The sequence below is a fragment of the Sediminibacterium sp. TEGAF015 genome (assembly GCF_025997995.1).
Taxonomy (GTDB): Bacteria; Bacteroidota; Bacteroidia; order Chitinophagales; family Chitinophagaceae; genus Sediminibacterium.
Genome location: NZ_AP026683.1, coordinates 1,613,743 through 1,640,662, shown reverse-complemented (window position 1 = coordinate 1,640,662; position 26,920 = coordinate 1,613,743). Strand labels below are relative to the sequence as shown.

The following is a 26,920-nucleotide window of genomic DNA, read 5'->3' as shown; positions in this document are numbered from 1 at the left end:
AAGGGTTAGGCTACTTTTAAAGCACTTAGTTTACTCTTGCTAAACATTTTTTCTGCATAGTCAAGTGTTACATTCAGGGTAGTTACTTCTGTTCCGGGTAACTCAAACATGGCTTCTGTTAAAATACTTTCGCAAATACTTCTCAAGCCTCTTGCACCTAATTTATATTCCATGGCTTTGGCAACCATGAAATCAAGTACACCTGGTTCAATAGTCAGTTGTATTCCTTCCATCTCAAACAATCGGGTAAATTGTTTGATCAGTGAATTTTTAGGTTCCGTTAAAATACTTCTTAAGGTAGCAGCATCTAACGGATTCAGATGGGTTACTACAGGAAGTCTTCCCAGTAATTCAGGAATCAGTCCGAAACTTTTCAGGTCTTGAGCGTTGATGAATTCCAGCAGATTGCTTCTCTGCATTTCCTGTTCATCTTTATTTACACTAAAGCCAATGGCATTGGTATTGATTCTTCTGGCAATAACTTTGTCAATACCATCGAAAGCCCCACCGCAGATGAATAATATGTTCTTGGTATCAACTTTGATCATTTTTTGTTCAGGATGCTTTCTTCCTCCTTGTGGTGGAACCAATACTTCAGTTCCTTCCAGCATCTTCAGAAGACCTTGCTGAACACCTTCACCGCTTACATCTCTGGTAATGGATGGATTGTCTCCTTTACGGGCAATTTTATCAATCTCATCAACATATACAATTCCCCTTTCAGCAGCATCCACATCATAATTGCAATTCTGCAATAAACGGGTTAGCATACTTTCTACATCTTCGCCTACATAGCCAGCTTCTGTAAATACAGTAGCATCTACAATGGCAAAAGGAACATTCAATAAACGGGCAATTGATTTGGCCAGCAAAGTTTTACCAGTGCCGGTTTCTCCTACCATGATGATATTGCTTTTTTCTATTTCAACATCATCCACTTTCTGCTTGTTGTTTACTCGCTTGTAGTGATTGTAAACTGCTACACAGAGAATTTTTTTGGCTTCATCCTGACCAATTACATATTCATCCAGGAATTGCTTGATTTCCTTGGGCTTTCTAATTTGAACAGCACCACCAGTAGAAGAAGGATTGTTTTTTGCTGTTAGTTCCTGCGCTATGATTTCTTCGGCATGTTCAACGCAATTTTCACAAATATGCCCTTCCTGTCCGGCTATTAAAATTTTAACCTCATCTCTACTTCTTCCACAAAAAGAGCAGTGTAAATTATTTTGCTTTGCCATAGAATTATAACTTGTTTAATATGCCGTCAGCAATGCCATATGCAACTGCTTCTTCGGCATCCATCCAGTAGTCTCTATCAAAATCAGCCAGAATCTGTTCTACTGACTTTCCACAATTCTCTGCTAATATCTTAGCACCCAGTTGTTTGGTTTTTAAAATTTGATTAGCCTGAATTTCAATATCTGCACTAGTTGCTTGATAATAACCGCCTAAACTTGGTTGGTGAATCATTACTTCTCCATGCGGAAAAATATATCTGTGACCTTTTGCTCCTGCGCTTAACAGGATAGACCCCATACTGGCTGCCAATCCCATGCAAATCGTACTTACGGGGCTCTGGATCATTTTAATGGTATCGTACATCACCATACCGCTGGTTACAACCCCACCTGGGCTATTGATATATAGTTTAATTTCTGCTCCGGGTTTGTCAGCATCCAATAATAACAGTTTGGATACAACATCTTTCGCTGATTTGTCATCTACTACACCCCACAAATACACCGCTCTTTTTTCAAAAAAGAGATGTTCCATTTTCTTCCCCAGGAAACTTGTCATTGCTTCTGGCTTATCATCCTTGTTTTCTTCAGGCTCTTCAGCGTCGTTTGATAAATAAGGGTTCATTATATATTTAGCACTCATAGATTAATTGTTTTGAATGTTTTATCCTTTCTTTTCTTTGCGGGGATTGGTTAACAAAACTTCATCCACCAGACCATATTCCTTAGCCTCTGTGGCGGTCATCCAGAAATCACGATCGCTGTCTTTTGCAATGGTTTCAACAGATTTGCCAGTGTGGCTTGCAGTAATGGTATATAACTCTTGTTTTAATTTCTTGATTTCTCTGGCAGTGATTTCAATATCGGTTGCCTGACCACCTATTCCACCACTTGGCTGGTGCATCATAATTCTGCTATGCTTTAAAGCAGTTCTTTTTCCCTGTACGCCGGCACACAATAAGATCTGTCCCATACTAGCTGCAATACCTGTACAAATGGTAGCTACATCGGGTCCAATAAACTGCATAGTATCATAGATGCCCAAACCAGCGTAAACGCTGCCACCCGGGCTGTTGATATACATTTGAATGTCACGGGTTCTATCGGTACTTTCCAAAAACAGCAATTGAGCAGTTACAATATTGGCAACATAATCGTTGATGCCTTCTCCTAGAAAAATAATGCGATCCATCATTAAACGGCTGAATACATCCATGCTCGCTACATTCAGGGGACGCTCTTCAATGATATATGGGGTAAGGTTGGTTACCTGACCGTATTGTCTGTAATTGTGTAAAACACCGCTGCTGATTCCATGGTGCTTTACCGCGTATTTTTCGAATTCTTTTTCAATATTCATATAACTATATTTCGCGTTGAAGTTAGGTGTTTTGTTAAATCGGTATCAACCCTGTTCAAATACTGTGCAAAGCTTTATTTATGGCATTTTGACATACCCTGATATTTACCGTTAAAACACGGTTGCAAAGGTCGTTCATTTTAGATAAGTTCAATAACGTTATTTGTTAAGATATGCAAAACGAACCATTTCAATTAGGAATCTGCATGGCAGGTGCTGTTTCTGCAGGTGCGTATACAGCAGGTGTACTGGACTGTTTGCTGGAAGCTTTGGAAGGGTGGGAGCAAAAACGAGGGCAGGACGGAGTGCCAACACATCGGGTAACCCTCTCCGTAATTGGCGGAGCTTCTGCAGGTGGAATGACGGGATTATTAACTGCAGCTGCAGTTCAACAGCCGGGTGCAAAAATTTTCTATAAAAGCTGGGTAGAAATGGAGGCCGATTCCATGGCCAATGCCATGTTGGATCCAACTGATATTTCTGAATCCGGGTTACTCAGTTCTCTTCTGAATGGAAGTTTTGTGGAACGGTTAAGTCAGCAGGCTATTGCTGCAGCAAAGTATCCAACCCGAACCTTACCTGCGTATATACATTCTTCGTTGAAATTATTTACAACCCTCACCAACCTTAAAGGATATCCATATAATATTTCCTTTACCTCAGAACGCCAAAAGACAGTTCACAGCATGTCGGTGCATAGCGATTTTGCCTGTTTTCAATTGGCAGATTCACCATTGACAGATGCGGAACAGCTGACTGAATACCGGGGGCATGCAGAGCCGGGATGGATCCCTTTGAATGTAGCCAAAGGAGTCAATACAAAGTTGCTACAAAAAGCAATCATGGCAACAGCTGCGTTCCCCTTGGTGCTAAAACCCGTGCGGTTGAAAAGGGCTAAAAAGATGATTCAGCACAATCCATGGTTAAACCAACAGGGGTTGTTGCTAGATATGCTCTCAGAAGAACATATTTCCTTGCAGGTGGATGGGGGACTAATGAACAATGAACCTTTTGAGAAAGTGCGTGAATTATTGCAGGGAGCAATGGCTGATAAGCGTAATCCGGAATCAGAGAGGGATTCCTTTTCTTCATTCACCAATACGATACTCATGATTGATCCCTTTCCTAATACCCCCGATTTTCAGGAGAACGATTCATTGCAATTAACAAATATAGCCAGGCAAATCCTTAATGCTATGTTGCATCAGATGAAAGCAAAACCTTTACCCATTGCGGATATGATGAATAAGGAAAAAGCCGGGCAGTTTTTAATTGCTCCTGTTCGGTACAAGGGAAATCCCGAAGAAAAAATAGAAGGAGCAAAAGCAATTGCGAGTGGAGTGGTTGGGGGCTTTGGTGGCTTTTTAAGTAAGCGTTTCAGATTGCACGATTATGCCTTAGGGCAATACAATTGTGCCCGATTTCTACAAAATCATTTTACCATTCCACTTAAGCAATTTCACTTGCATCCCTTATTCTCCAAAGGTTATGAAGACATTGATCTGCGGCCTTTTCTTTCAGATAATAAAGATAGTGTTCAGATTATACCCGTTTTTAATTTACAGAAACAGGCGCCCGACTGGCCGGTTTCCGATATTGATTTTATCAAAGAGTTGAAACCTGCTATACAAAAACGTTCAGCGGCAATTTTGTCAAATATTTCCAGACATTGGTTCAAGAAGCGGGTACTTCAATTAGGTGGATTCCTATTTATAAACAGATATGTAGCCAATGCTGTCGTTCGCCATATTCAATCAGCCTTACAATTGCATCAGTTGGTGCAATAAAAAAACCAGCCATTGGCTGGTTTTTCAATAATACGTATCAACTCAATTAATGATGATGGTGTTCTAATTTCTTCGCAAAATCATCTGCACTAATGCTTTCATCTTTTGCTTTTACCTGTGATTCCAATGCATCAAATAATTTTTCTGCATTTATTCTATGGTAGCTGTCTTCTACAAACTTTTTATCCTGCATCATTCTGTTGGCGTAATCGTCAATCCACTGCTGGTTATCTCCCAACGCACCTAATTGATTACCCATATAGCTGAATAACTGCATCTTGGCAAAATTGCGAATGTCTTCAGGTAACACTTCAATCTTATTATCCTGTGACAATTTGCTGCTAATTAAGGTCCACTTCAGTTGTTTAGAGAAACTTGGATATTCCGCTTCAGCTTCTTCTGCAGTCTTGGGTTTTTCGCCGCCGTTTTGTAACCAGCGCTTTAGGAAATTCTCAGGCAATTCCATGCTAACATGGTCTACCAGGTAGTGATAAATCTGATCCTGAACCTGGTTGCGGGCAGACTGTGCGTAATATTTTTCAATTTCTGCCTTGATTTCATTTCTAAGGTCAGCTTCAGATTTGATATTGTCGTTACCAGGATATACTTGTTTAAAAAGTTCTTCGTCTAGTGCTGCTTTTTCTACAAGACCTACTTTGGTAATTAATAAATTAAAGTATTTGTCGGCATCATCCTTGGTTAAACCCAGGTCTGCTAAAATGGTTTCTGCTTCCTTGTCTTCAAAAGCTTTTTTAATCTGCAATAAAACCACATCATCTTTTTTCTTGTCCATCAAGTTCTTGCGGAACTTCTCAGCAAAATATTTAACCAGTACGCTGTTGTCTTTGCTTACACCATTTTCAACAGGATTGCCTTTTGAATCGGTTTCTGTAAAAGTTACATTCAATACATTGTCTTCAGAAGTTACGGTTTCTGGCTCAGTCATTTTACCAAAACGAGTCTGCAATCTTGCGATTTCCTCGTCAATCATAGCGTCTGTAACAGTAACTACGTAGCGGGTTGCTTCAAATTTGGAAAGGTTTACCTCAAAATCAGGCTTCAATCCAATTTCAAATGAAAAAACGTAATCAGACAAATTATTCATGTCTAGTTTGTCTGCATCGTTTTCAAGTGGAAGTGGTTGAGCAAAAATATCAATCTGCTCTTTTGCCATGTAAGCATTCATCTCCTGTTCAACTTTGCGCAATACTTCCTCAGAAAATACACCCTGACCATACATTTTCTTTACCAGACCAGTAGGTACCATGCCCTTTCTAAAGCCAGGTATATTTGCGGTCTTAGCATATTTCTTCAGGCTGCTTTCAAAGCCACTTAAATAGTCTTCCTTGGTAAGGGTAACGGTAAGCTTATCATTTAATAAGCCAATGTTTTCTCTGGTAATTGTAGCCATATAGGTGTTTTAAATACTTAAAATCGGGCTGCAAAGGTAGGGGTTTCGCATAAAAAAACCACCTATAAAGGTGGTTCAGTGCGGATGATAGGGGTCGAACCTACATGCCTCGCGGCGCTAGATCCTAAGTCTAGTGCGTCTGCCAATTTCGCCACATCCGCATTTTGGACGGCAAAAATAAGGGGAAATTTTTAAAAACGAACAGTAAATTTTGTTCCTTTTTGTGATTCACTTTCACAAAAAATATTTCCACCCTGTTCTTCTATCTGGTTTTTTATCAGGTAAAGACCAATTCCTTTGCTGTCAAACCCGCTGTGAAAGCTCTTCTGGAATTTAAATAACAAATGCCCGAATTTAGCCATATCAATACCTAACCCGTTATCGGTTACCGCTAAATGAACAGCTCCGTCTTTTTCAAAAGTTTCTATTAGTATTTCCGGAGCAATACCTGGTTTTGAGTATTTTAAACTATTACTGAGTAAATTATATACAATGCTTTGTAGATAAACCCTTGGATAATAAATCTCTGTTATTTCCAGTTGCTGTTTTATTACCGCATTTTTTTGCAGAATTATATCCTGAAGCTGAAGAACTGCGCTGTTGATAACATCCTCAAAAGAACAATCTGAAGCCGGTATATCCTTTTCTAGATGGATTTGCAAAATTTGAATCAGCTCGTTCAGGTTGTTAGTCAGATCCTTACTTATTTTTTTCAAATAATCCATGGATGCTTTTTTCAACTCGGGATCATTTGTGCTTTCATACATTTCCAGCATCTTGGAAATATTATGTGCAGGTCCTCTTACATCATGGGTAATAATTCCAGCAAAATCCTTAAGCTGACTCACTTTTTTTTCCAGTGCGTACTGCGTTTTCAGCAATTTTCGGTTTTGCTCTTCTAAGCTTTCCGTTGCTATTGGAGTAGGGTTGATCATGGCGTATCTTCGGCTAGGGGGAACGCCGGTACCTAAAATTAGGTATTTATCATTGAGTTTTAAGCAATTATTAAATAATCGTCTCGTGACGAAAAAATGTTATTTTCTGAGTCCTTCCAGTAAAATGGAAATGGTGTCAATCATCCCTTTTTGGGTAATCCACCTTAATACCACAACCAGATCGTTTATCGGGTCTACGTAAACCACATTATTTCCATTGCCTAAATGCACAAATGCTTCAGCAGGGGCACCCGGAATTAATTTCTGGTCTGTATTTAAATAAAAATTCATGTAACCATATTCCTTGTTCGCAGGACCTGGAGTAGTAGATTGACGAATCCAGGATTCAGAAAGCAACTGCTGGTCTTTCCATCGGCCTTTTCGCAAAGTAAGTAACCCAAAACGAGCCATGTCTTCCGCATGAATAAACAAGCCTCCGCCCCAGTGACCACCGCCACTAACCGATTGAACTGGGTTTCCGTCTAGGACTATCCAAGCATTCCTGTAGCCTGTCCAGCGCCATGTGTTCGACGCGCCAATGGGGTCCATAATTTGTTTTTTCAATACCTGTGGAAGGGGTTGTCTGAATACGCTGGTAGCTGCAAGCGCCAATGCGTTTACTCTTACATCATTGTATTCAAATACCGTACCCTGTGTAGTTCGTATTCTGTTCAACCATTTCTTTGGATCAGTATCTGGTCGGTCGGCCCAATCTGGTTTGCCCCATAAAGTTCCTTCCCAGTCACTGGTTTGTCTGAGCATCGATTCCCAGGTTATGGTTTTATTGTGTACAGATTCAAAAGGGTGCAGTAATTCAGGTTGATTAAACAGCGATGCCGGCTTCGTAACAGGCGCTGGTTGAAATAACTCAATGGGCGGAACATATGTATGCACCGGATCCTGAACCGATCGAATCAATTGGGCATCTACCGCCAACCCTATTACAGCCGATAAAAAACTTTTTGCCACACTGTGGGTCATGTCGCATTTGAGAGGAGTGCCCCATTCTGCTATTTTATAACCTTTGTAAATAACAATACCTGTTTGATCACCTCTGTCCTCAAAGGGTCCGATGCCATCTCCAAAGGGTTCCTTTCCAAAAGTTTTGTAATGGTTTTCTTCCATACTTCTGGGGTTGGGTGACTCTGCAGCTTTGGCGGTAGCAATTGTTTTTTCAATAGTTGATGCAGCTATTCCCAACGCTTCCGGTTTTTTTTGTTCCCAGTTGGCAGGTTCGGGATAATACAAGGTATTCAATCCTTTTTTTGCATTTTGGGCTGTTCCGGTATAGGCAAAAAAAATTGTAGCAATGAGTAAATGAATAGGTTTAATCATGCTACAATCTAAAAAAACTATTGCGAATTTGTACAGTCGATTCTTAAATCAGCAAAATTAATTGCTGCCTCTTCCCGACTTATAATAACTCTGTTTCACCATTCTGTTTCTTGGTACAGGTTTCTTTATTTTGTCGGGTTGATTGGAACTGACTTTTAGTGGGGTCGCAGAATGATATTCATGATTGCTTACAACTGGCAATTCAATTTTTATCAGCTTCTGTATGTCTTTCAGGTAAGCTCTTTCTTCTGTATCGCAAAATGAAATAGCCATACCACTTTCGCCGGCTCTGCCAGTTCTACCTATTCTGTGTACATAGGTTTCCGGTACATTGGGTAATTCGTAATTGAATACATGCGATAAACCATCTACATCAATACCTCTTGCTGCGATATCTGTAGCTACCAGAATGCGCGTACTGCCATTTTTAAAATTGGTTAATGCTCTCTGTCTGGCGTTCTGTGATTTATTACCATGGATAGCTTCTGAAGTAATGCCATGTTTAACCAGGTTTTTAACCACTTTATCTGCACCATGTTTGGTTCTGGTAAAAACCAGCGCAGACTTGATGGCACTATCTTCTAACAAATCCTGTAGCAAATTTTTCTTATTTTCCTTTTCAACAAAATAAATGGCTTGCTCAATTTTTTCTACAGTAGAAGAAACAGGTGTAACGGCAATGGTTACCGGATTCTTTAAAAGCGTATTGGCTAATTTTTCAATTTCATCGGGCATGGTGGCAGAGAAAAACAAGGTTTGTTTTTTCTCGGGCAGTTTGGCCACAACTTTTTTTACATCGTTTATAAAGCCCATATCTAACATACGATCGGCTTCGTCCAATACAAAAAAGCGAATATCTTTTAAATGAATAAATCCCTGTTGCATCAGGTCGAGTAATCTACCTGGTGTAGCAGTTAAAATATCTACACCTTTCTTTAAGTTGATAACCTGATGATGTTGAGACACCCCTCCAAAAATTACTTCATGAGAGATGCGCAGATTTTTTCCATAAGCCGCAATACTTTCATCAATCTGAATGGCCAATTCTCTTGTTGGGGTAAGAATTAATGCTTTGATGCCTCTGGTAAAATTTCCGTTTAACTGAGACTGACAAACCAATTGCAGAATAGGGATAGAGAAAGCTGCAGTTTTTCCTGTTCCTGTTTGGGCACAGCCCAAAATATCTTTACCTGCAAGGGCAGATGGAATTGCTTGTTCCTGAATGGGGGTAGGGTTGGTGTACCCTTCTGTTTCGAGCGCTTTTAAAATAGGCTCAATGAGTTCTAATTCTTTGAATAACACAAAATGTGATTTAAATGAACACTTGAAATTTCAAGTGGTATATAACCTGATATTGATGGGATTACCTTGTCACTGAAGTAGATTCCAGTATAACTGAGACATATACGAATAATGTAAAGGTACATTATTTGGGTAAGAAGCCCAAATATGCTCCATTTCGCAATTGGAAAATGGGTTTAGCTATGTTATAGTTTCAATTGTACAATTATGCCAGCAGCGCAATGATTTGTTCTAAATAATGCTGGTCGGTTTCGTCAAACTGGTTGTATTCGCTGCTGTCTACATCTAATACGCCCCAGATATTTCCGTCTTTGAAAAGCGGAACAACTATTTCTGATTTGGATAAACTACTGCAGGCAATATGACCAGGAAATTTTTCTACATCTGGCACAATCAATGTTTTAGCTTGTTCCCAGCTGCTTCCGCAAACTCCTCTTCCTTTTTTAATTCTGGTGCAGGCAACGGGTCCCTGGAATGGTCCTAAAACCAGTTCGTCCTTTTCTACCAGATAAAACCCTACCCAGAACCAACCGAATTGTTCTTTCAGTGCAGCTGCTGTATTGGCAAGGTTGGCAATCAAGTTGCTTTCGCCTGTAAGTAATCCTTTGATCTGAGGAATTAATGCCTCGTATTGTTCAGTCTTGGATCCTTTAATAATCTGTAAATCTTCTGCCATATTGCAAAGATAAGTTCAGGGAATGATTTCAATAAATCCGTTATAACAATTCCATTAACCCTTAGTATTTATTAAAACAATGTATTGTGTTAGCTTGATTTTTTAACCAGTTTTCTGAGCTCTTTTTCTTCTGCCCAGTAAACGAGCCAGCCAAAAAGACCAATTAAAATAATGCCGGTGATAATGCCCAGCCAGAGTTCTGGAATAAAATAGAGGATTGCTTTTTGTATGATGTACATAAGCAACACGATCACCAAGTAGGCGATTAGTTTTTTCGTGGCATAAGGAACAGGATAGAATTTTTGTCCCAAATGATAGCTAACCAACATCATAAATAAGTAGCAAAGGAAAGTAGCAATGGCTGCTCCTAAATAATGCAAACTGGGGATTAATATGATGTTTAAGATAATCGTAATAATAGCACCTCCAACAGTGATGAGCGCCCCATAATTATTTCTATCAGTGAGTTTGTACCAGATGCTCAGGTTATAATAGATACCCAGGAAAATATTCCCCAATGCCAATAGCGGAACTATCTGTAATCCCTGTGTCCAGAGGGGTTTATTAATCGCAACAAAAAACCATTCAAATACTTCAATAAAGAGACTGATGAACAATAGCATGAAGCTGCAAGCAATAACAAAAAACTTCATTACACGCGCGTAAATTTTTTGTGCATTTTCTTCTCCTTTCTGTTTAAAGAAAAAAGGTTCAGCTGCCATTCTGAAAGCCTGAATCATGATGGTTATTAAAACAGCCAGACGATAAATATTTCCGAATATAGCTAGTTCGTGTTTGGCAGCTTCAACAGGAAGGTCAACAACGTGCTGATAAATCAATCTGCTGAGCATATCATTCACCATGCCCCCCATACCCACAATAATTAACGGATAGGTATAGTTCAATACTTTTTTGAGTAGCGCAATATGAAAGTCCCATTTAATTTTTCTGAACTCGGAAAAGAGTAATAAAAAGGTGAGAATACTTCCGGCCAAATTGCCAATCAGATAATAGCCAATACCAATATTTTGCTCAGTACAAAAACGGAGTGGAGAGCTCGGATTGGATTGCACATATTGCGGTATCCAACCTATAAAAACGAGTACGGTTACAAAATTGACGAGCACACTAGACAACCTGACTGCTGCGTATTTGCGAGGTCTGTTCTCCTGTCTTAGTCTGGCAAATGCTAATGTACTGATGGTGTCAAAAAATAAAATGCCAATCATCCAATTCATGAAAGCAGGTTGTGCTTCCAGATTAGCCCAATAAAGAATAGGTTCTTTACATAACCAAAGAATGGTACTAAAAAGCAGGGTGCTTCCCAATAAGGAAATAGAAAGTGTACTATAGAGTTGATTGGGATCTTCTTCTTTGATGAATCGGAAATAGGCAGTTTCTAACCCGTATGTAAAAAGCACATTCAAGAAAGGAATCATTGCATAGATCTGTGTTAAATCGGCTGTTGTTGCAGGTTGTGCAAAAAACAACGGAAGCGAAAGGTTCATCAAATACCCTAAAAAACGACTGGCTATAGTGGGTACACCATACCAGATTGTTTGATTTGCCAGTTTTTTTATCTCGCTCAATGGAATTAACTATTGTTCAAAAATAGGGTATTGTAATCAGTTGTGCAGGTCTAATGGTTGCGTTGCAGACGCTCGGGTTCCCGGAGCTGCAAATTGGGGATTCTGCAGAAATACAGAATCGGTAAGCGTTTGTAAAAATGCTTTCAGCTGCCCGATTTCATAGTTGCTAAGTGGAAGTTTGTTTTTTAGCAAAGGATCTGTATTGACTGTCACCTGCATATTATTGCGATAATGTTCAAATACATTGCTTAGTGAAAAAAATCTTCCGTCATGTCCATATGGGAATGTAACCATGATGTTGCGCAGACTTGGTACTTTGAATTTCAGTGAATCGGTAGGATCCTGTGTGATGCTCATTCTGCCTATGTCTTGTAGAAATGGTTCCAGTGGCATTCCGGTATTCCTGTAACTAAAATCTGTAAACAACGGTTCGGTATGACAACTACTGCATTTGTTCTTAAAAATAGTGTATCCCAGTTTTTCAGGTAAACTGAAACTGTCCAGGCCCTCCATAACTTTGTCGTATTTACTATTGCTGCTAACGAGGGTTAACAGAAACTGGCTCAGTGCTTTTCCAAGTCGTTGGGTATTGATGGTTGGGTCTCCAAAAGCAGCTTTGAATAATCGGGTATAATTATTACTTTTCCGAAGTTTGCTGATTGTATTTTCTATGGTTTCTCCCATTTCATTATGTGCCGTGATTGGTGCCAATGGCTGAAGATCGAGGTGGTTGATGCCCCCATCCCACATAAATGCTTTTTGCCAGGCCAGATTAAAGAGTCCGGGGGCGTTACGGGAAGTTAAACTATTGTCGAGTCCATGACTTAAGGGGTGATCATAGTTGTTGAATGCACCAAATTGCTGATGACAGGTTCCGCAAGATATATTCCCGTCTTTGCTGAGCTGTCCATCATAAAACAATTGTCTTCCCAGCGCTATTCCTTCTTCGGTTAATGGGTTTTTAGAAAAATCATATGAAGGTTGTGGCCATCCTTTTGGAACAATAAAAGTTTTTTTCCTAGGCAATGCGTGCATCATGGGTTGTTGCATAAAACCCAATGCAGACAGTACCAGAATGGCTATCAATAGTATCGTTCCTGTTTTTTTCATAGCGGGGTAACGATTGTAAACATTTGCTGATAATTGTCTGCTAACTGCATAGCTAGTTTTCCGGAATTGTGGCAGTTGGGGTTCTGTGCAATACTGATTTTATTTTTACCATTAAACCAGAAAGACAAGTCTGTTTGAATGTAGAGAATCGTTTTTAATTTTTTTACAGTGCCAGCATTTTCGGCCAGTTCAAGTGTGATTTGTCTAACTGTGTTATACGGCGATTCAAATCCCCCTACATCATAACTGAAACGTTTACCAGCTGTGTTGGCAGCGGGTGATGTTCCCTGCAATCTGGCCATAATATATCCTGTTCTCCAGGTCCAAAACATGCCTCTCGCAGGATCCAACGCGCCTGTTTGAATGCCTGTTGTGTTTTTAATGCTGTCTACTCCCAGTGTAAAAATGACTTGAGCACAATTGGCTGGTATAGTAAAAGGAAGCTTTAGGCTATTGGGTTCGTTCAGGTCTATTAAATAATGGGCTTCACTTAAGGCAACCGTATCGGGCCGTCCTTTTTTATTTTGATTGAATACAATCGCTTTCCATCCTGTTGTATAAAAAAGACACTTGTTAATTTGCAATCGTTCTCCTGCCTGATTGGTATAACTGCTGTCTGTATGCCATTTTGCCGAACCGAACATGGGCATGAATTCAATGCTATGTTGCGCTTTTGCCTTACTCAGGGCAAACGATATTGCCAATAGTAGCATTGCTTTGTATGCAGGCACTCTGTTCAATGATTTCTGTTTTGAATGTTTATCTTAGTCTTTTCAAATTTCGGTTAAATTTCAATCTATGCGGTTAGTAATTCAAAGAGTTTCCTCTGCTTCTGTAACTATTGATGGAAAAGTGAATGGCGCTATTGGGAAAGGATTGATGGTTTTGGTAGGGATTGAAGATGCGGATAATCCGGAAGATATTGTATGGCTGGCAGGAAAACTGGTCAATCTTCGAATTTTTGATGATGAATCCGGTGTAATGAATTGCTCCGTTAAAGAAGTGAATGGAGATGTTTTACTGGTCAGTCAGTTTACCTTACATGCCAGTACCAAAAAAGGAAACCGGCCTTCTTATATTAAAGCTTCCAAACCTCCTGTTGCTGTACCATTATATGAAGCAATGATTACCGAAATTGAAAAACAGCTCGGCAAAAAAATTCAGACAGGTATTTTTGGCGCTGATATGAAAGTGTCATTGATAAATGATGGGCCTGTAACTATTTTAATTGATTCTAAAAACAAGGAATAATGACAATTGAATCTGCACAGCAACAAGTAGACCAATGGATCAAAACCATTGGGGTGCGTTATTTTAACGAGTTAACCAATTTGGGCATTCTGATGGAAGAAGTAGGGGAGCTTAGCAGAATTATGGTAAGAAAGTACGGCGAACAGTCTTTTAAATCTTCCGATACCTCACATGAGCTGGCAGATGAAATGGCGGATGTTTTGTGGGTATTGATTTGCCTTGCTAACCAAACAGGGGTTAATCTTACAGAAGCCCTTGAAAAAAACTTAGAGAAGAAAACCCTAAGAGACAAGGACCGCCATAAGAATAACCCCAAGTTGTAGTTGTTGAAATGATTTAGTTGAAAATAGATTTGGCTTTTGCCAGCTTCTCAATTTCTGCTACTGTTCTGGGTGCTCCTGCAGAAAGGTTGCGGTTGCCATCCTTGGTAATTAAAATATCATCTTCAATTCTTACTCCGATATTCCACCATTTCGCATCGCATTTACTGCCCGGTGGAATATAGATGCCAGGCTCAACCGTTAGGTACATCCCTGGCTCAAAAGGCTGATTGCCTCTGATACCTAAATCATGCACGTCTAAACCTAGATGATGCGAAGTCCCGTGTGGGAAATAGCGTCTGGCTTCTGCTTCATTGGCGGCAATACCCAATTGAATCAGCCCCCTGTTGATGACTCTTCTGGCTGTTGCATCAGAACCACTGTAAGGCATACCGGGTTTGCAGACCGCAATGGCAGAATCTTGTGCAGCCAGTACTAGTTCGTAAATGATTTTTTGTTCCGGTGAGAATTTGCCATTAACGGGCACAGTGCGAGTAACATCAGCGGTGTATCCATGGTACTCAGCTGCACAATCACTTAACAACAGGTCTCCGTCTTTCATCAATCTTAAATTGGTTACATAATGCAACACACAGGCATTTTCCGAAGAGCCATTGATACTTGGGTATCCTGGATATTCAGATCCGTTTTTCTTGAAAGCATATTCCATGATGGCCTGTGCCTGATATTCGGTCATATTTGGTTTTACAGCTTTAATTACTTCATTATGTCCTTCTGCACTAATTGCTGCTGCTTTTTCCAAAATGGCAATTTCTTCCGGTTGTTTGATGCCTCTTAGTGCAGTTAAAATTTGCAAATGTGTTCTACTGGCAATTGGTTTATTGTGCGCTTTAATAAGACTATCAACTATACCTGCCATACGGCTTAATTCATCTCTTGTTCTGGGATATGTCTGAAAAATATCTTCGGACCGGAAGGAAGTTAAAACAGAGTCGTAATCATGTAAAGCGAGGGTATTGTTTTTAAAATCCCGGTTTAAAAAGACGTTGTCAAACTTATAGCGTTTGGTAACTCCTTCAACGCCCAGAATCTTCCCGTTCCACATTTCTCTCTGTGGATCTCTATTCTGAACAAAAATGAATTCTGTGCCAGTTTTACCTAAAATGGTGGTTGGTTCCTTAAATAACAACAGTAGTGCATTGGGTTCTTCCAATCCTGTAAAATAATAGAAGTTTTTATTCTGTGCATATTGATAATCTACATCGTCGTTTCTCAGTCTTACCTGACTGGCAAAGAAAATTCCCACCGATTTAGCTGGCATTTTCTCTTTAAATGCAGCTCTTCTGCCCGCATGAAATGCAGGACTCAGATAGTCATTGGGATATTCTGTCGTTTGTACATTGGTTTGCTGGGCAGAAGCCATTGCCGGCAAAAGCAGCAGCCAGAACAGGATTTTTTTCATAACGGTCTGTTGAGTTTTGAATCCCTAAACTAATTTTTTTAATCAACATTGCCCATTTTACTGGATAAACGGGTAATCACCTATTTTTGCCGCTGTATGAGCACAGCAACCGAAAACAGTTTTCAGGCAATTATTTCACATGCCAAAGAGTATGGTTTTGTATACCAGAGTAGCGAAATTTATGATGGCCTTAGTGCCGTTTATGATTACGGTCCATATGGCAGTGAATTAAAAAAGAATATAAAAGACTACTGGTGGAAAAGCATGACGCAGCTTCACCAGAATATAGTAGGTATTGATGCGGCCATTTTTATGCACCCCACTACCTGGAAAGCTAGCGGTCACGTTGATAATTTCAGTGATCCGATGATTGACAATAAAGACAGTCAGAAAAGATACCGTGTAGATCATATTATTGAGGCTAAGGCAGACCAGCTAAAAGAAGCTGGTAAATCGGCAGAGGCAGATGCGTTACTGGCAAAGATGGATCAGTTGCTGGCTGCAGAAGATTTTGCTGGGTTAAAACAGTTACTGGCCGATTATCAGATTGTATGTTCCGTTAGTGGAACGGGTAACTGGACCGACATCCGTCAGTTTAATCTGATGTTTTCTACTCAACTGGGTTCGGTAGCAGAGGAATCTGATACTATTTATTTAAGACCAGAAACGGCACAGGGCATTTTTGTCAATTTCCTGAATGTGCAAAAAACAGCCAGAATGAAAGTGCCATTTGGCATTGCTCAGATTGGTAAAGCATTCCGCAATGAAATTGTTGCTCGTCAGTTCATTTTCCGTATGCGTGAATTTGAACAAATGGAAATGCAGTTTTTTGTAAGACCTGGCACTCAAATGGAATGGTACAACTACTGGAAACAGGAAAGACTGAACTGGCATTTAAGTCTGGGTCTTCCTGCTGAAAAATACCGTTACCATAATCACGTAAAACTGGCGCATTATGCAGATGCAGCTTTGGATATTGAATTTGAATTTCCATTCGGCTTTAAAGAAGTGGAAGGCATCCATAGCAGAACAGATTTCGATTTAAAGAGTCACCAGGAGTATAGCAAGAAAAAGCAGCAATATTTTGATAATGATATTGATGAAGCCACTGGTAAGCCTTATGGAAATTATATTCCTTATGTAATTGAAACTTCTATTGGTTTGGATCGTATGTTCTTACTGATCTTGAGTAATGCCTATGCAGAAGAAACCATTACCAAAGAAGATGGTTCTACAGATAGTAGAGTAGTATTAAGAATCCCGGCTAAAATTGCTCCGAATAAATTAGCTATTCTGCCATTGGTGAAAAAAGATGGACTACCTGAAATTGCGCGTGAACTCATGGACGATTGTAAGGGAGCATTTAAATGTTTCTACGAAGAAAAAGATGCCATTGGTAAACGTTATCGTCGTCAGGATGCCATTGGTACGCCATTCTGTGTTACCATTGATCATCAGACAAAGGAAGACAATATGGTAACCATACGTCACAGAGACAGCATGGTGCAGGAGCGTATTCCTATCAGTAAGGTAAAAGAATTGGTACTATCGCATATCAGCTGAACTAAGTAAAACCAGGATGGACAAAATAAATGTAAAATGGAAGCTTGCACAAAAACTAGAATTTTTATGGTGGAAGCGTTACCTCAAGAAAAAGAATCCATCAGAATACCTGGTTAAAAAAAAGCAGTACTGGGATAGATTACTCAATGAAATTGATTCTTCTGTAAAGTTGAACAAGGATACTGTCGTTTTAGATGCAGGTTGCGGCCCCTCCGGAATTTACATGAGTTTGTCTGATTGTAAAGTAGATGCTATTGACCCTTTGCTGGATAAGTATCAGCATTTGTCTGTATTTCAACCAGAACAATATTCCTGGACACAATTTAAAACAATGTCTATTGAAGCATTGGATGTACAGGCAAAATATGATGTAGTGTTCTGCATGAATGCCATCAATCATGTAAATGACTTAGAACGTTGTTATCAAAATCTATTAAAAGCATTGAAACCAGGGGGTATACTTGTATTAAGTACAGATGCACACAGAAGCAAATGGCTAAAAAAAATATTTCAACTTTTACCTGGCGACATGTTGCATCCTATTCAACTGGATATTGATGAGTATAGTGCTTATCTTGAAAAGTATCAATCAAGACTGATACAAAAAAAGCTTTTTAAAAGAGAGTTGATATTTGATTATTTTGTTCTGATTGCGCAAAAGCATTCCTAACCGTATAATTCCAGATGAATAGCCGATTTGTCGTAACCCAAAGAAAGGATTTTTGCTTTGGCATCGTCTACCATATTTTTCCATCCGCATAAAAAAAAGTTAGCTTCTGGTATGACTCCGGTCATACCCTTGTACTTTTCTACCAGTTCCATATAGCAGGCATGCACATAACCCGAATATTGACCAGGCCCAACCACTAACTCTCTGGAGAAACATGGATGATGATAAAATCCGGGAAGGGTATTTTCCAGTTGCTTTAATTCAGCTTCATACAAGCTGTCTTTAAATTCCCGGCAACCAAATACTAAGTGAATATTTTTATGAGGAATTTGTTGCTGATGAATATGATGAACCATTGAACGGAATGGAGCAATGCCTGTTCCTGTGCAAATCAGGAATAAATCTTTGTTTAGTTGCTGAGGCATAGTGAATTTTCCTTGCGGTCCTCTTACCATTAGCTCGCTGCCAACTGTAACATCATTGAATAAATGAGGTGTGCCCAATCCGTCTTCCATTAAAACAATTACTAGCTCAAAAATATTAGTGCCATCTGGTGCAGATGCAATAGAGTATGATCTCCATCTTTTGTTTCGCTGCTCATGAATGGGTAAGTCAAATGTTACAAACTGTCCTGGTTCAAATTCAAATGTATCCAGTTCAGGAATCTGAATCCAGAATCTGCGTGTGCTATGGGTAATATCTTCGGTTTTAATTACCACACATTTTAACCAGGGTTGGAGCATTGCAATGTTTTACACAAAGTACGAAATACCCATAAATAACAATGCCTCTGTTTTACAGAGGCATTGTTGTGACGTTTTCCTTATTTTATTTCTGCACTATAACTTTCTGCAGATAGGTTTTTTTATCGTGTTGTATTTTTAATAAATACACATCACTGCTGAATTGTTTTAAACTAAGCTGTTTATTGTATTTGCCAAGGAATCCTGATTGTGTATTCAGGAATACTCTTTGTCCTGCAGCATTCAGTATTTCTATAGATAAGTCACTGCGTTTGGTTACTTCAAAACTCAATTGGAAAATGCCATTGTTCGGATTAGGGGAAACCGTTAATTTGATTTCTCTTGGATCCACCGTGGTAATGGCTGTAGCAGTATAACTTACATTGGCGGAGGTTTTTGAACATCCGAAAGCATCTAATAGTTGAACCTTGTAGTTTCCTGTACGGGTAGGTTTAATAGAAGAGCCGTTTCCACCGGCAACAAATGCGGTATCATTATAAATCCACTGGAAGGTTCCTGTTTTTAAATTGGCTACCAGAGAGTCACCAACCTGAGAAACCGTTAACGGAATATTTGCCGCTGCTACTACCGGTACGCGATTACTTGGACATCCTGTTGATACTTTGGTATCGTAGAAAAAATACCAGAACTGATTTTCATCCTGACCAGCAGCAGGAGCCAGTGAAACACTATTGCCTGTAAAACTCATTAGTCCATTTATCCCAAAAGGATAGATGGTTCCCGTAATGCCGTTGTTTCTGTAAACATTGGCGTCTTCAGTACATTCCACGATGATGATTTTATCACCGTTTCCAGGAATGTCCAGATCTACATTGTATACAAAACCCGAATCATTGGGATTGTTTTCTGTTAATGCTCCAATAGCTGCAGTTGGTCTGGAGTTGAAAACAGTAAAAGTTTTACTAAGTAATGGTCTGTAGGAATAGCTTCCTGCAGTTGAACCAGCCGTTAGATTATCACCTACCGTGATTTTTATTTTACCAGGATTGGCAGTATACATTCTAACTGTTTCAATTTTTACAGGAACATCATGCTTGAATTTCATGTAGTTGCCGGCAAAAGCATTGTAACCTCCGTTAGAGAAAGTTAATTTAGAAGTAGCTCCAACAGTTCCTCTCGCTTCTTTGGTTACGTAGTATGTTCTGTTCGCAGGCACTGTGGTTGCTGTTACATTGCTGCCTACAGCAAAAGGAGTAGTTGTGGTTGCATCTGCATACCAGAAATAGTTGCTGTTGCCAGGATTCAATACACGTAGTATAGCGGTATTATTACAAACCACTCCCTCCGCTGTCGGAATATCTGCATTGGCTGAAATAGGAACCGCTACTTCAATTAAATTGTTCGTGCTGTTTTGATCAGAACTTAATTTAGTTTCAGCGGAAATAGTATAGTTAGTTCCAGCCAATGCTTGGAATGGAGTTTGTAAAGTATACTCTACAGTGGAAAGTGCCGCGATGGTTCCTGGGTAAGTAGCATTTAAAGTGGTTACTGTAGTTGTACCAGTTTTTACTATTACAGTGATCGGAACATTGGTTTGTGGATTGGCTCCGTTATTCGCAATGGCAACTGTAATGTATTGTTTGTCATTTCCACAATTACCTGCTGCTGGTGAAACAATATTACTCATGGAAACATCATTGGAAGGCGTTTCCACTTTTAATAAATAATCTTGTGTCTCTCCTCTTGCGTAATCCCCGGTAGGCGTAATATCCGCTGCATTGGTAGTTTCTCTTGTAATAATTCTCATTCTATGAATGGTTCCAATAGTTACGTTATCAGGAATGGTGATATTTCCTGTAAATACGCTACTGTTTCCACTTTGTACAGTACTTGTAAGTACACCTTCGTTTGCATCCAGAAAATCACCATCGTTGTTGTAGTCTACGTATACTTTGATGATTCTTGAATTAATGGTTGCATCACATGAGCTGGTTCTTATATAGATGGGCAGTATTTGTCTTGCCTGAATATTGGCTGTAAGGTTGGTATTATCTGTAAAAGTTTTACAACCTGTAGGACTGCTGTATCGAATATTGCTGAAAGACAAACTATCTACTTTAGCGCCACTGGTCAATGATGCAGAACTGCCGTATGATATACCCCCTGTTCCACTCACAATTAGTGTGTATGCCTGGGAACCTCTTGCCAAAGTTCCTTTGTGAGAAACAGTGATGGTATAAGTTGCGCCAGGTACAGTACTGTCTACATCTATTCTTTCCACATTGTCCACATTGTTGATTCTTCTGCTTGCAGCTGCAGAGGGGCTGGTAACATCCAGTGCCCATGGCAGAAATGTTTGTGTATTTCTGGTAATTCTGATGTCCAGATCATGAACAAGTTTGGAAGTTCTGTCATTTAAATTGGTGGAAGCATCGTTGTTAATGGTTCCGGGTGGATCCGTCCAGGCAATGGTTGCAGACAAAGGAACTTTTCCGGTTGCCACAACCGTCTTGGTAAAAGTTTCTCCGGTGTTTAATACATTTTCGTACAGCAAATGATCACTGTTGTTAGCGTTATTGTTGGCTACTGCACTGCTGATTACAGCTGCAGCTCTTTGTACATTCATTAAACCCCATCCAAATGTATAATCAGGACCGAGGGTGCCACCTGCTTCGTCTGCAGCGTGAATAGCCAATCCTTTTAAAGTAGCCGAACGCATAAAAGTTCCTGGCTTCAATTTGGTATAATGTTCCTGCAATAATATTAATGAACCTGCTGCATTGGGTCCTGCCATGGAAGTTCCGCTCTTGGTACTGTAAGCTGTATTTCCATTGGTACTGGCAGAAGTTACATTTACCCCATTGGCTACAAGATCAGGTTTAATTCTTCCATCATCGGTGGGTCCCCAACCACTGAAGGAACTCATAACTACATCAGCAGGTTTGTTGTAACCGCCAGGAATTCCATTTACGGCACCAATGGTCAAACTGTTTTTGGCAATACCGTATCCAAGAATAATGTCAAATCCGTCGTTACTGCTAATTCCAGCTGGTCTTATACCTGCATCTACCATCACGCCTTGTGCGTTTCTTCTGAAAAAGGGCTGACCAACAGCAGGACCATTGTTATTCCGGTCATTTCCTGCAACAGATACTTTTAAATAAAAAGGAGCATTAAAAGCGATGGAATCCACTCTTTGTGCATCAGTACCGTAATATCCATAGCGGTAATCTTCGTTTTCACCTGGTCTGCCGTAAAACTCCCAGCGACTTTGCGCAGAGTTATAATTCCAGCCGGCAATGAAACCGTATGAGTGGTTAGATACCAACAATCCAGCTGCAGCTTCGGTAGTCATTTCAGAAATATCATTCAGGTGATCGTAGGAAATCATATTGGGGATGGCAAAAGCCATTCCCTTTGCAATTGGATTTACGCCCGAAGCTATCATGGTACCGGCAACGTGTGTAGCATGATCGTTACCGCTACTGCCGGTGGGTACATCTTTTTGTGTAAGTCTGCCTCCAAATTCAACGTGACTTGCCAATGGAGCACCATCAAATTCCCAAATACCCAGTTTGTTTCTCATGGCAGCTGTGCTACCCGATAAGTTTAAACCGGAAGCGCCTCCCGGCCAAAGTTGACTAGCTCTGGTGGTTGCTGCTGCAATGGTATTGTTGTACGATTTGGTATAAATAGGGAACCCAAAATCATCAACCCCTGTTAATTTGGCAACATTCCCATTGCTGTTGATGCTTAGATCCCAATTCTTCTGTTTAGCAATAGATAAGGCTTTTGCATAGTTGAGTTCTTGCTCCAGCTTTATCTTTTGTGATGAAATTTTGAGCAGTTTTTCGTTGGTATACGTTTGGGCAAATGAACCAACAAAAGAAGTGGCCATCAAAAAGGAGACTATCCCCAGGCGTTTAATCATATAAATGTTTTTTAGCTTTTATACAGCTTTTCTTAATTTATTCTGCTCTAAATTAGATACTTTCAAGGTTCAAAATGTAGTATGCGATTTTTTCTTTTTTCAGCCGTTTTATCTTTTTTTCTTTTCTTGGCTTGTAAACCTCCACAAAAAAAGAAAACTGAGCCCGTGTTACAAGGAGTTAAGGGCTCTGTTATGACAGTTGAAGGCAACCAAATGCCCAGAATCGGTGCCCCTGCTGCTGAACCCAAACCTTACCCTACAACGGTATTTTTTTATGAGCCAACAGATCTGACCAAAGTACAGCAATGGAATAAAGGCCCCTTATTTACCAATATTTATACCAAGCTGGTTATGGCGGTAGACACAGATAGCACGGGTACTTATATTGCTAAATTGCCAGAAGGGACTTATTCGGTTTTTGTTCAGGCGGGTCAGCAGTTTTTTGCCAACCAATTTGATATCAGAAATAATATCAATCTGGTGACGGTTGAAAAAGGCAAGTTGACTGAGTTGAATATACTTGTGAATTTTGCAGCCAGCTATTAGGCATCCCCTATCTTTGCACTCCTTTTGTAAGGATCGTGATCATGAATTTGCCGCATCTAATGGATCAATACCTGCAATCACCCCTGGTAGAACAGTTGGTGAAACGGGTAAACTATGCCGATCCTCAGCAGTTGTATCTAAAAAATTTACAGGGAAGTAGTGCAGAGTTCATTGTGAGTGCCGTATTTCAGCATGAAGATGGGAGAAACCTGAATCATCTGATTGTGTTGAATGATGCTGAAGAAGCCGCTTATTTTCACAATACCCTTGAAAATCTTACCAGCGCATTAGATTTATTTTATTTCCCTTCTAGTTTTAAAAACAGGAAAAACTTTCGTTTGCTCAACAGTTCTCATGTGATGCTTCGGACAGAGGCATTAACCAAATTGTCTGGCGGGGGAAATAAAAAAATAGTAGTCACTTATCCGGAAGCTGTTTTTGAAAAAGTTATTCTTCCGGGAACCATTAGTAGCAATATTATCAGTATCAAAACCAATGATACCATTCAGCCGGAAAGCCTGATGGATTTGTTTGTGATGTATGGTTTTGAACGCACAGATTTTGTTTATGAGCCCGGTCAGTTTGCTTTGAGAGGGGGAATTCTGGATATCTACTCTTTTGGAAATGAGAAGCCTTATCGGGTTGAATTATTTGGTAATGAAGTTGACAGTATTCGAATTTTTGATCCGGAGACGCAGTTGAGTGAGCGAAAATTATTGCAGGTAAATATCATTCCGAACGTTGATATTTTACCAGATACGGCGGGTGCCGATGCGGGCGAAAAAATTTCTTTGTTTGAGTTTATGCCCGAGAATACTGTTATCTGGATGAAAGACTGGGATGTAATTGAAGAGAAAATAAGAACACAAGCGTCCGACCTAGAAGGATTTCTCCAATTGCAGGCGGAAGGATATTTTAGCAAACAGCAGGATGAGGAAGAGCAACATATATTAAAGTCAGTATCCCCGGCAGATTTTATTGCCGCAAGCAATCTGTTGCCCATTCTGCTACAGAAGAAACTGGTTGAATTTGGATTTAAACCACAACTGACTAAAGAGGAACTGGTATTTGAAACAAGACCACAACCAGCTTTCAACAGACAGTTTGAATTGTTAATTAAAGACCTGAAGTCCTTGGAGGGAGCGGGTTATAGCATTTACATCTTTGCCGATCAGATAAAGCAGTTGGAAAGATTGCATACTATTTTTACAGATTTACAAACCGAAATTCAATTTACTCCTGTTGGTACGAGTATTCATGAAGGATTTATTGACCATGCATTAAAACTGGTTTGTTATACAGATCACCAGATTTTTCAGCGATACCATAAGTACCGTGTTAAGCAGGCATACAACAAAAACAAAGCGCTTACTTTAAAAACACTTCGTGATTTACAGCCTGGCGATTATGTAACCCATATTGATCATGGTGTGGGTACCTATAGTGGCTTACAGAAACTGGAAGTGAATGGAAAAATTCAGGAAGCGGTAAGAATCATTTATAAAGACAGCGATATCCTGTATGTAAATATTAATTCTTTACATAAAATTTCAAAGTATACAGGTAAGGAGGGAACCGTCCCCAAAATCAACAAACTGGGTAGTGATGTCTGGAACAGGTTAAAAGAGAAGACAAAGGCAAAAGTGAAGGAAATTGCTTTTGACCTTATTAAATTATATGCACAGCGAAAGGCGCAGAAGGGATTTGCACATGCACCAGACAATTATATGCAAACCGAATTGGAAGCTTCTTTTATTTACGAGGATACACCCGACCAGAGTAAAGCTACTGCAGACGTAAAAAAAGACATGGAGCAAGAAGCACCAATGGATCGTCTGGTCTGTGGTGATGTGGGTTTTGGTAAAACAGAAATTGCCATCAGGGCGGCATTTAAAACGGTGGTAGACGGCAAACAGGCTGCTATTTTAGTGCCTACAACCATTCTTGCTTTTCAGCACTATAAAACTTTTAAGGATAGACTTAAGGATTTTCCGGTAACAGTAGATTATATCAATCGTTTTAAATCGGCCAAAGAAAAGAAGGAAACCCTTCAACGGCTTAAGGAAGGCAAGGTTGATATTATTGTGGGAACACATGGTTTATTGGGCAAAGAAGTAGCTTTCAAAGACCTGGGCATCATGATTATTGATGAGGAACAGAAATTTGGAGTGGCACACAAAGAAAAATTGAAAACACTTAAAACAAACGTAGACTGCTTAACCTTAACGGCAACCCCAATCCCCCGAACCCTGCAATTTAGTTTGATGGGCGCCAGAGATTTAAGCATTATTAATACACCTCCACCAAATCGTCAGCCCATACAGACTGAAGTGCATGTGTTTAATGATGATTTTATTCGGGATGCCATTTATTTTGAAACAGAAAGAGGAGGACAGGTTTTCTTTATTCATAACCGGATTCAGGGTCTGGCAGAAATGAGTGCCTTAATTCAGGGACTTTGTCCGGATCTGAGTATAGGCTATGCACATGGCCAATTGGAAGGTCATGAACTGGAAGAAAAAATTCTCGATTTTATTGAACGCAAATACGATGTATTGGTTTGTACCAATATTGTAGAGAGTGGGGTAGATATACCAAATGTTAATACTATTATTGTTAACAATGCACACCAATTTGGTTTGAGTGATTTACATCAGTTAAGAGGAAGGGTAGGCAGAAGCAATAAAAAAGCATTCTGTTATTTATTGGCTCCGCCAATCAGCACATTACCGGTTGATTCCAGAAAAAGATTACAGACACTGGAGCAATTCAGTGATTTAGGAAGTGGCTTTCAAATTGCCATGCGTGATCTGGATATCAGAGGTGCTGGTAATATGCTGGGAGGGGAGCAGAGCGGATTCATGGCCGAGATTGGTTTTGAAATGTATCAGAAGATTCTGGAAGAAGCCATCAAAGAACTGAAGCGATCTTCTTTCAAGGATTTGTTCAAGGAAGAAATTAGTAAGCAGGACGATTTTGTTAGCGATTGTACCATTGATACAGATCTGGAAATATTGATACCGGATAGTTATGTAGAAAGCATCACAGAAAGATTGTCTTTGTATACCCGCCTAGACAATTGTGAAAATGAGGAAGAATTGGATACTTTCCATCACGAACTGCAGGATCGGTTTGGTCCGGTCCCCGCTGCTGTTGAGGACTTGTTTACAACCGTTAAATGCAGGAAGCTAGCAGTAGACATGGGCTTCGAAAAAATGACTTTGAAAGACGAAGTGCTGCGTTGTTATTTCATCAATAAGCCAGACTCTCCTTATTTTGAATCCAACTTATTTAAGAATGTACTGGCATTCCTTCAAACCGGAACCAATAAAGGAAAATTGAAGCAAACCGGTAAAGTGTTCTTGTTGGTTGTTGAGCCCATAAAAGGGATGGAAGAAATGCATCGTTTTTTAACTCAGATGCATACAACTGTTTTAGCTAAACCAGTACAAGAAGCCGCACCCTAACCTTTATCAATCAGCTGATAGGGGTAAATAAAAAACCCCGGACAAGCCGGGGTTCAGTTTCTTTTTAAAGCGGGAATTAGAATCCTTTTTTTGCAACGCCATCTGCAATTGCCTGTAAAGCTTTCGCTTCACTTAGGATGGCTGCCATTTTATTGCCTTTGCCATCATGTCCGCCAGCCATATAACCGCCTTTGGCAGTTTTGGTGACAACAGCGTCGTGCATGGGTACATTTTTTTCCTTTGTTTTAAGGCAATATGCTTTAATCATTTTTGAAGTGTCCATTGTCTGTTGAATTTAA

At 39.8% G+C, this 26,920-nt stretch carries 22 protein-coding genes and 1 tRNA gene; 7 read left to right on the top strand and 16 right to left on the bottom strand.

The features are described 5' to 3' along the window. Positions 1–5: 5 nt before the first annotated feature. The 3 genes from clpX to TEGAF0_RS07425 are packed head-to-tail and all read right to left on the bottom strand — an operon-like array spanning position 6 to position 2,601. Positions 6–1,241 (bottom strand): ATP-dependent Clp protease ATP-binding subunit ClpX, encoded by a 1,236-nt coding sequence (clpX, locus tag TEGAF0_RS07435; RefSeq protein ID WP_264897398.1) that lies wholly within the window; start codon positions 1,239–1,241, stop codon positions 6–8. Between the two features lie 4 nt (positions 1,242–1,245). Next, the gene (locus TEGAF0_RS07430; RefSeq protein WP_264897396.1) at positions 1,246–1,884 is read right to left on the bottom strand and encodes a ClpP family protease; all 639 of its coding nucleotides are present in this window, start codon (positions 1,882–1,884) and stop codon (positions 1,246–1,248) included. A 21-nt stretch (positions 1,885–1,905) separates the two neighbouring features. Then, on the bottom strand, positions 1,906–2,601 hold the full coding sequence (locus TEGAF0_RS07425) for a ClpP family protease (protein ID WP_264897394.1): 696 nt from the start codon (positions 2,599–2,601) through the stop codon (positions 1,906–1,908). Positions 2,602–2,774: 173 nt separating this feature from the next. On the opposite strand from TEGAF0_RS07425, the gene TEGAF0_RS07420 reads away from it, so the two are divergent. After that, complete coding sequence (locus TEGAF0_RS07420) at positions 2,775–4,388, top strand: patatin-like phospholipase family protein (RefSeq protein WP_264897392.1); 1,614 nt, start codon at positions 2,775–2,777, stop codon at positions 4,386–4,388. A 46-nt stretch (positions 4,389–4,434) separates the two neighbouring features. Here the strand turns inward: TEGAF0_RS07420 and tig are convergent, their stop codons facing one another. From tig to TEGAF0_RS07375, 9 genes are all read right to left on the bottom strand, one after another. Next, positions 4,435–5,799, bottom strand: a complete 1,365-nt coding sequence (tig, locus tag TEGAF0_RS07415; protein WP_264897390.1) for a trigger factor — start codon at positions 5,797–5,799, stop codon at positions 4,435–4,437. Positions 5,800–5,878: 79 nt separating this feature from the next. Then, positions 5,879–5,960: transfer RNA gene (locus tag TEGAF0_RS07410), tRNA-Leu, on the bottom strand. Positions 5,961–5,990: 30 nt separating this feature from the next. Further along, a complete protein-coding gene (locus tag TEGAF0_RS07405; RefSeq protein WP_264897389.1) occupies positions 5,991–6,734 on the bottom strand; it encodes a sensor histidine kinase in 744 nt (247 codons plus the stop codon). Between the two features lie 99 nt (positions 6,735–6,833). Continuing rightward, complete coding sequence (locus TEGAF0_RS07400) at positions 6,834–8,069, bottom strand: serine hydrolase domain-containing protein (RefSeq protein WP_264897387.1); 1,236 nt, start codon at positions 8,067–8,069, stop codon at positions 6,834–6,836. 57 nt (positions 8,070–8,126) lie between these two features. Continuing rightward, positions 8,127–9,371 (bottom strand): DEAD/DEAH box helicase, encoded by a 1,245-nt coding sequence (locus TEGAF0_RS07395; RefSeq protein WP_264897385.1) that lies wholly within the window; start codon positions 9,369–9,371, stop codon positions 8,127–8,129. 205 nt (positions 9,372–9,576) lie between these two features. Next, complete coding sequence (locus TEGAF0_RS07390; RefSeq protein WP_264897383.1) at positions 9,577–10,047, bottom strand: GAF domain-containing protein; 471 nt, start codon at positions 10,045–10,047, stop codon at positions 9,577–9,579. 89 nt (positions 10,048–10,136) lie between these two features. Further along, positions 10,137–11,636 carry a lipopolysaccharide biosynthesis protein gene (locus TEGAF0_RS07385; protein ID WP_264897381.1) on the bottom strand — a complete coding sequence of 500 codons (1,500 nt, stop codon included), beginning with the start codon at positions 11,634–11,636 and terminating at the stop codon, positions 10,137–10,139. A gap of 36 nt (positions 11,637–11,672) precedes the next feature. Then, positions 11,673–12,746 (bottom strand): cytochrome-c peroxidase, encoded by a 1,074-nt coding sequence (locus TEGAF0_RS07380; protein ID WP_264897379.1) that lies wholly within the window; start codon positions 12,744–12,746, stop codon positions 11,673–11,675. After that, positions 12,743–13,477: an MbnP family protein gene (locus TEGAF0_RS07375; protein WP_346347639.1), complete on the bottom strand. Its 735-nt coding sequence runs from the start codon at positions 13,475–13,477 to the stop codon at positions 12,743–12,745. Before TEGAF0_RS07375 ends, TEGAF0_RS07380 begins: the two co-directional genes overlap by 4 nt. A gap of 67 nt (positions 13,478–13,544) precedes the next feature. On the opposite strand from TEGAF0_RS07375, the gene dtd reads away from it, so the two are divergent. Beyond that, positions 13,545–13,997 carry a D-aminoacyl-tRNA deacylase gene (gene dtd, locus TEGAF0_RS07370; RefSeq protein ID WP_264897375.1) on the top strand — a complete coding sequence of 151 codons (453 nt, stop codon included), beginning with the start codon at positions 13,545–13,547 and terminating at the stop codon, positions 13,995–13,997. Then, the gene (locus tag TEGAF0_RS07365) at positions 13,997–14,320 is read left to right on the top strand and encodes a nucleotide pyrophosphohydrolase (RefSeq protein WP_264897373.1); all 324 of its coding nucleotides are present in this window, start codon (positions 13,997–13,999) and stop codon (positions 14,318–14,320) included. The genes dtd and TEGAF0_RS07365 overlap by 1 nt, the downstream gene beginning before the upstream one ends. A gap of 13 nt (positions 14,321–14,333) precedes the next feature. On the opposite strand, the gene TEGAF0_RS07360 is transcribed toward TEGAF0_RS07365, so the two are convergent. Further along, the gene (locus tag TEGAF0_RS07360) at positions 14,334–15,740 is read right to left on the bottom strand and encodes an aminopeptidase P N-terminal domain-containing protein (protein WP_264897372.1); all 1,407 of its coding nucleotides are present in this window, start codon (positions 15,738–15,740) and stop codon (positions 14,334–14,336) included. A gap of 96 nt (positions 15,741–15,836) precedes the next feature. Here TEGAF0_RS07360 and TEGAF0_RS07355 point away from each other — a divergent pair, with 96 nt between their 5' ends. Together TEGAF0_RS07355 and TEGAF0_RS07350 are read left to right on the top strand one after the other, a co-directional pair. Next, positions 15,837–17,303 carry a glycine--tRNA ligase gene (locus tag TEGAF0_RS07355; protein ID WP_264897370.1) on the top strand — a complete coding sequence of 489 codons (1,467 nt, stop codon included), beginning with the start codon at positions 15,837–15,839 and terminating at the stop codon, positions 17,301–17,303. Between the two features lie 16 nt (positions 17,304–17,319). Next, on the top strand, positions 17,320–17,973 hold the full coding sequence (locus TEGAF0_RS07350) for a class I SAM-dependent methyltransferase (protein WP_264897368.1): 654 nt from the start codon (positions 17,320–17,322) through the stop codon (positions 17,971–17,973). Here TEGAF0_RS07350 and TEGAF0_RS07345 read toward each other — a convergent pair. Continuing rightward, the gene (locus tag TEGAF0_RS07345; protein ID WP_264897366.1) at positions 17,970–18,716 is read right to left on the bottom strand and encodes a ferredoxin--NADP reductase; all 747 of its coding nucleotides are present in this window, start codon (positions 18,714–18,716) and stop codon (positions 17,970–17,972) included. The genes TEGAF0_RS07350 and TEGAF0_RS07345 overlap by 4 nt on opposite strands. An 85-nt stretch (positions 18,717–18,801) precedes the next feature. Further along, a complete protein-coding gene (locus tag TEGAF0_RS07340) occupies positions 18,802–22,608 on the bottom strand; it encodes a S8 family serine peptidase (RefSeq protein WP_264897364.1) in 3,807 nt (1,268 codons plus the stop codon). A gap of 165 nt (positions 22,609–22,773) precedes the next feature. Here TEGAF0_RS07340 and TEGAF0_RS07335 point away from each other — a divergent pair, with 165 nt between their 5' ends. Beyond that, positions 22,774–23,154, top strand: coding sequence for a hypothetical protein (locus tag TEGAF0_RS07335; RefSeq protein ID WP_264897362.1), 381 nt, complete (start codon positions 22,774–22,776; stop codon positions 23,152–23,154). Between the two features lie 41 nt (positions 23,155–23,195). Further along, a complete protein-coding gene (gene mfd / locus TEGAF0_RS07330; protein ID WP_264897360.1) occupies positions 23,196–26,621 on the top strand; it encodes a transcription-repair coupling factor in 3,426 nt (1,141 codons plus the stop codon). Between the two features lie 76 nt (positions 26,622–26,697). Here the strand turns inward: mfd and TEGAF0_RS07325 are convergent, their stop codons facing one another. Then, a complete protein-coding gene (locus TEGAF0_RS07325) occupies positions 26,698–26,904 on the bottom strand; it encodes a hypothetical protein (protein ID WP_264897358.1) in 207 nt (68 codons plus the stop codon). Between the last annotated feature and the right edge of the window lie 16 nt (positions 26,905–26,920).

Excerpts from the sequence above, each read along its gene's own strand:
- TEGAF0_RS07360 (WP_264897372.1), bottom strand. The coding sequence starts at position 15,740 with ATGAAAAAAATCCTGTTCTGGCTGCTGCTTTTGCCGGCAATGGCTTCT.
- TEGAF0_RS07345 (WP_264897366.1), bottom strand. The coding sequence starts at position 18,716 with ATGCTCCAACCCTGGTTAAAATGTGTGGTAATTAAAACCGAAGATATT.
- TEGAF0_RS07365 (WP_264897373.1), top strand. The coding sequence starts at position 13,997 with ATGACAATTGAATCTGCACAGCAACAAGTAGACCAATGGATCAAAACC.
- TEGAF0_RS07390 (WP_264897383.1), bottom strand. The coding sequence starts at position 10,047 with ATGGCAGAAGATTTACAGATTATTAAAGGATCCAAGACTGAACAATAC.
- TEGAF0_RS07325 (WP_264897358.1), bottom strand. The coding sequence starts at position 26,904 with ATGGACACTTCAAAAATGATTAAAGCATATTGCCTTAAAACAAAGGAA.
- TEGAF0_RS07430 (WP_264897396.1), bottom strand. The coding sequence starts at position 1,884 with ATGAGTGCTAAATATATAATGAACCCTTATTTATCAAACGACGCTGAA.
- TEGAF0_RS07340 (WP_264897364.1), bottom strand. The coding sequence starts at position 22,608 with ATGATTAAACGCCTGGGGATAGTCTCCTTTTTGATGGCCACTTCTTTT.
- TEGAF0_RS07425 (WP_264897394.1), bottom strand. The coding sequence starts at position 2,601 with ATGAATATTGAAAAAGAATTCGAAAAATACGCGGTAAAGCACCATGGA.
- dtd (WP_264897375.1), top strand. The coding sequence starts at position 13,545 with ATGCGGTTAGTAATTCAAAGAGTTTCCTCTGCTTCTGTAACTATTGAT.
- mfd (WP_264897360.1), top strand. The coding sequence starts at position 23,196 with ATGAATTTGCCGCATCTAATGGATCAATACCTGCAATCACCCCTGGTA.
- tig (WP_264897390.1), bottom strand. The coding sequence starts at position 5,799 with ATGGCTACAATTACCAGAGAAAACATTGGCTTATTAAATGATAAGCTT.
- TEGAF0_RS07350 (WP_264897368.1), top strand. The coding sequence starts at position 17,320 with ATGGACAAAATAAATGTAAAATGGAAGCTTGCACAAAAACTAGAATTT.
- TEGAF0_RS07380 (WP_264897379.1), bottom strand. The coding sequence starts at position 12,746 with ATGAAAAAAACAGGAACGATACTATTGATAGCCATTCTGGTACTGTCT.
- TEGAF0_RS07420 (WP_264897392.1), top strand. The coding sequence starts at position 2,775 with ATGCAAAACGAACCATTTCAATTAGGAATCTGCATGGCAGGTGCTGTT.
- TEGAF0_RS07400 (WP_264897387.1), bottom strand. The coding sequence starts at position 8,069 with ATGATTAAACCTATTCATTTACTCATTGCTACAATTTTTTTTGCCTAT.
- TEGAF0_RS07355 (WP_264897370.1), top strand. The coding sequence starts at position 15,837 with ATGAGCACAGCAACCGAAAACAGTTTTCAGGCAATTATTTCACATGCC.
- TEGAF0_RS07405 (WP_264897389.1), bottom strand. The coding sequence starts at position 6,734 with ATGATCAACCCTACTCCAATAGCAACGGAAAGCTTAGAAGAGCAAAAC.
- clpX (WP_264897398.1), bottom strand. The coding sequence starts at position 1,241 with ATGGCAAAGCAAAATAATTTACACTGCTCTTTTTGTGGAAGAAGTAGA.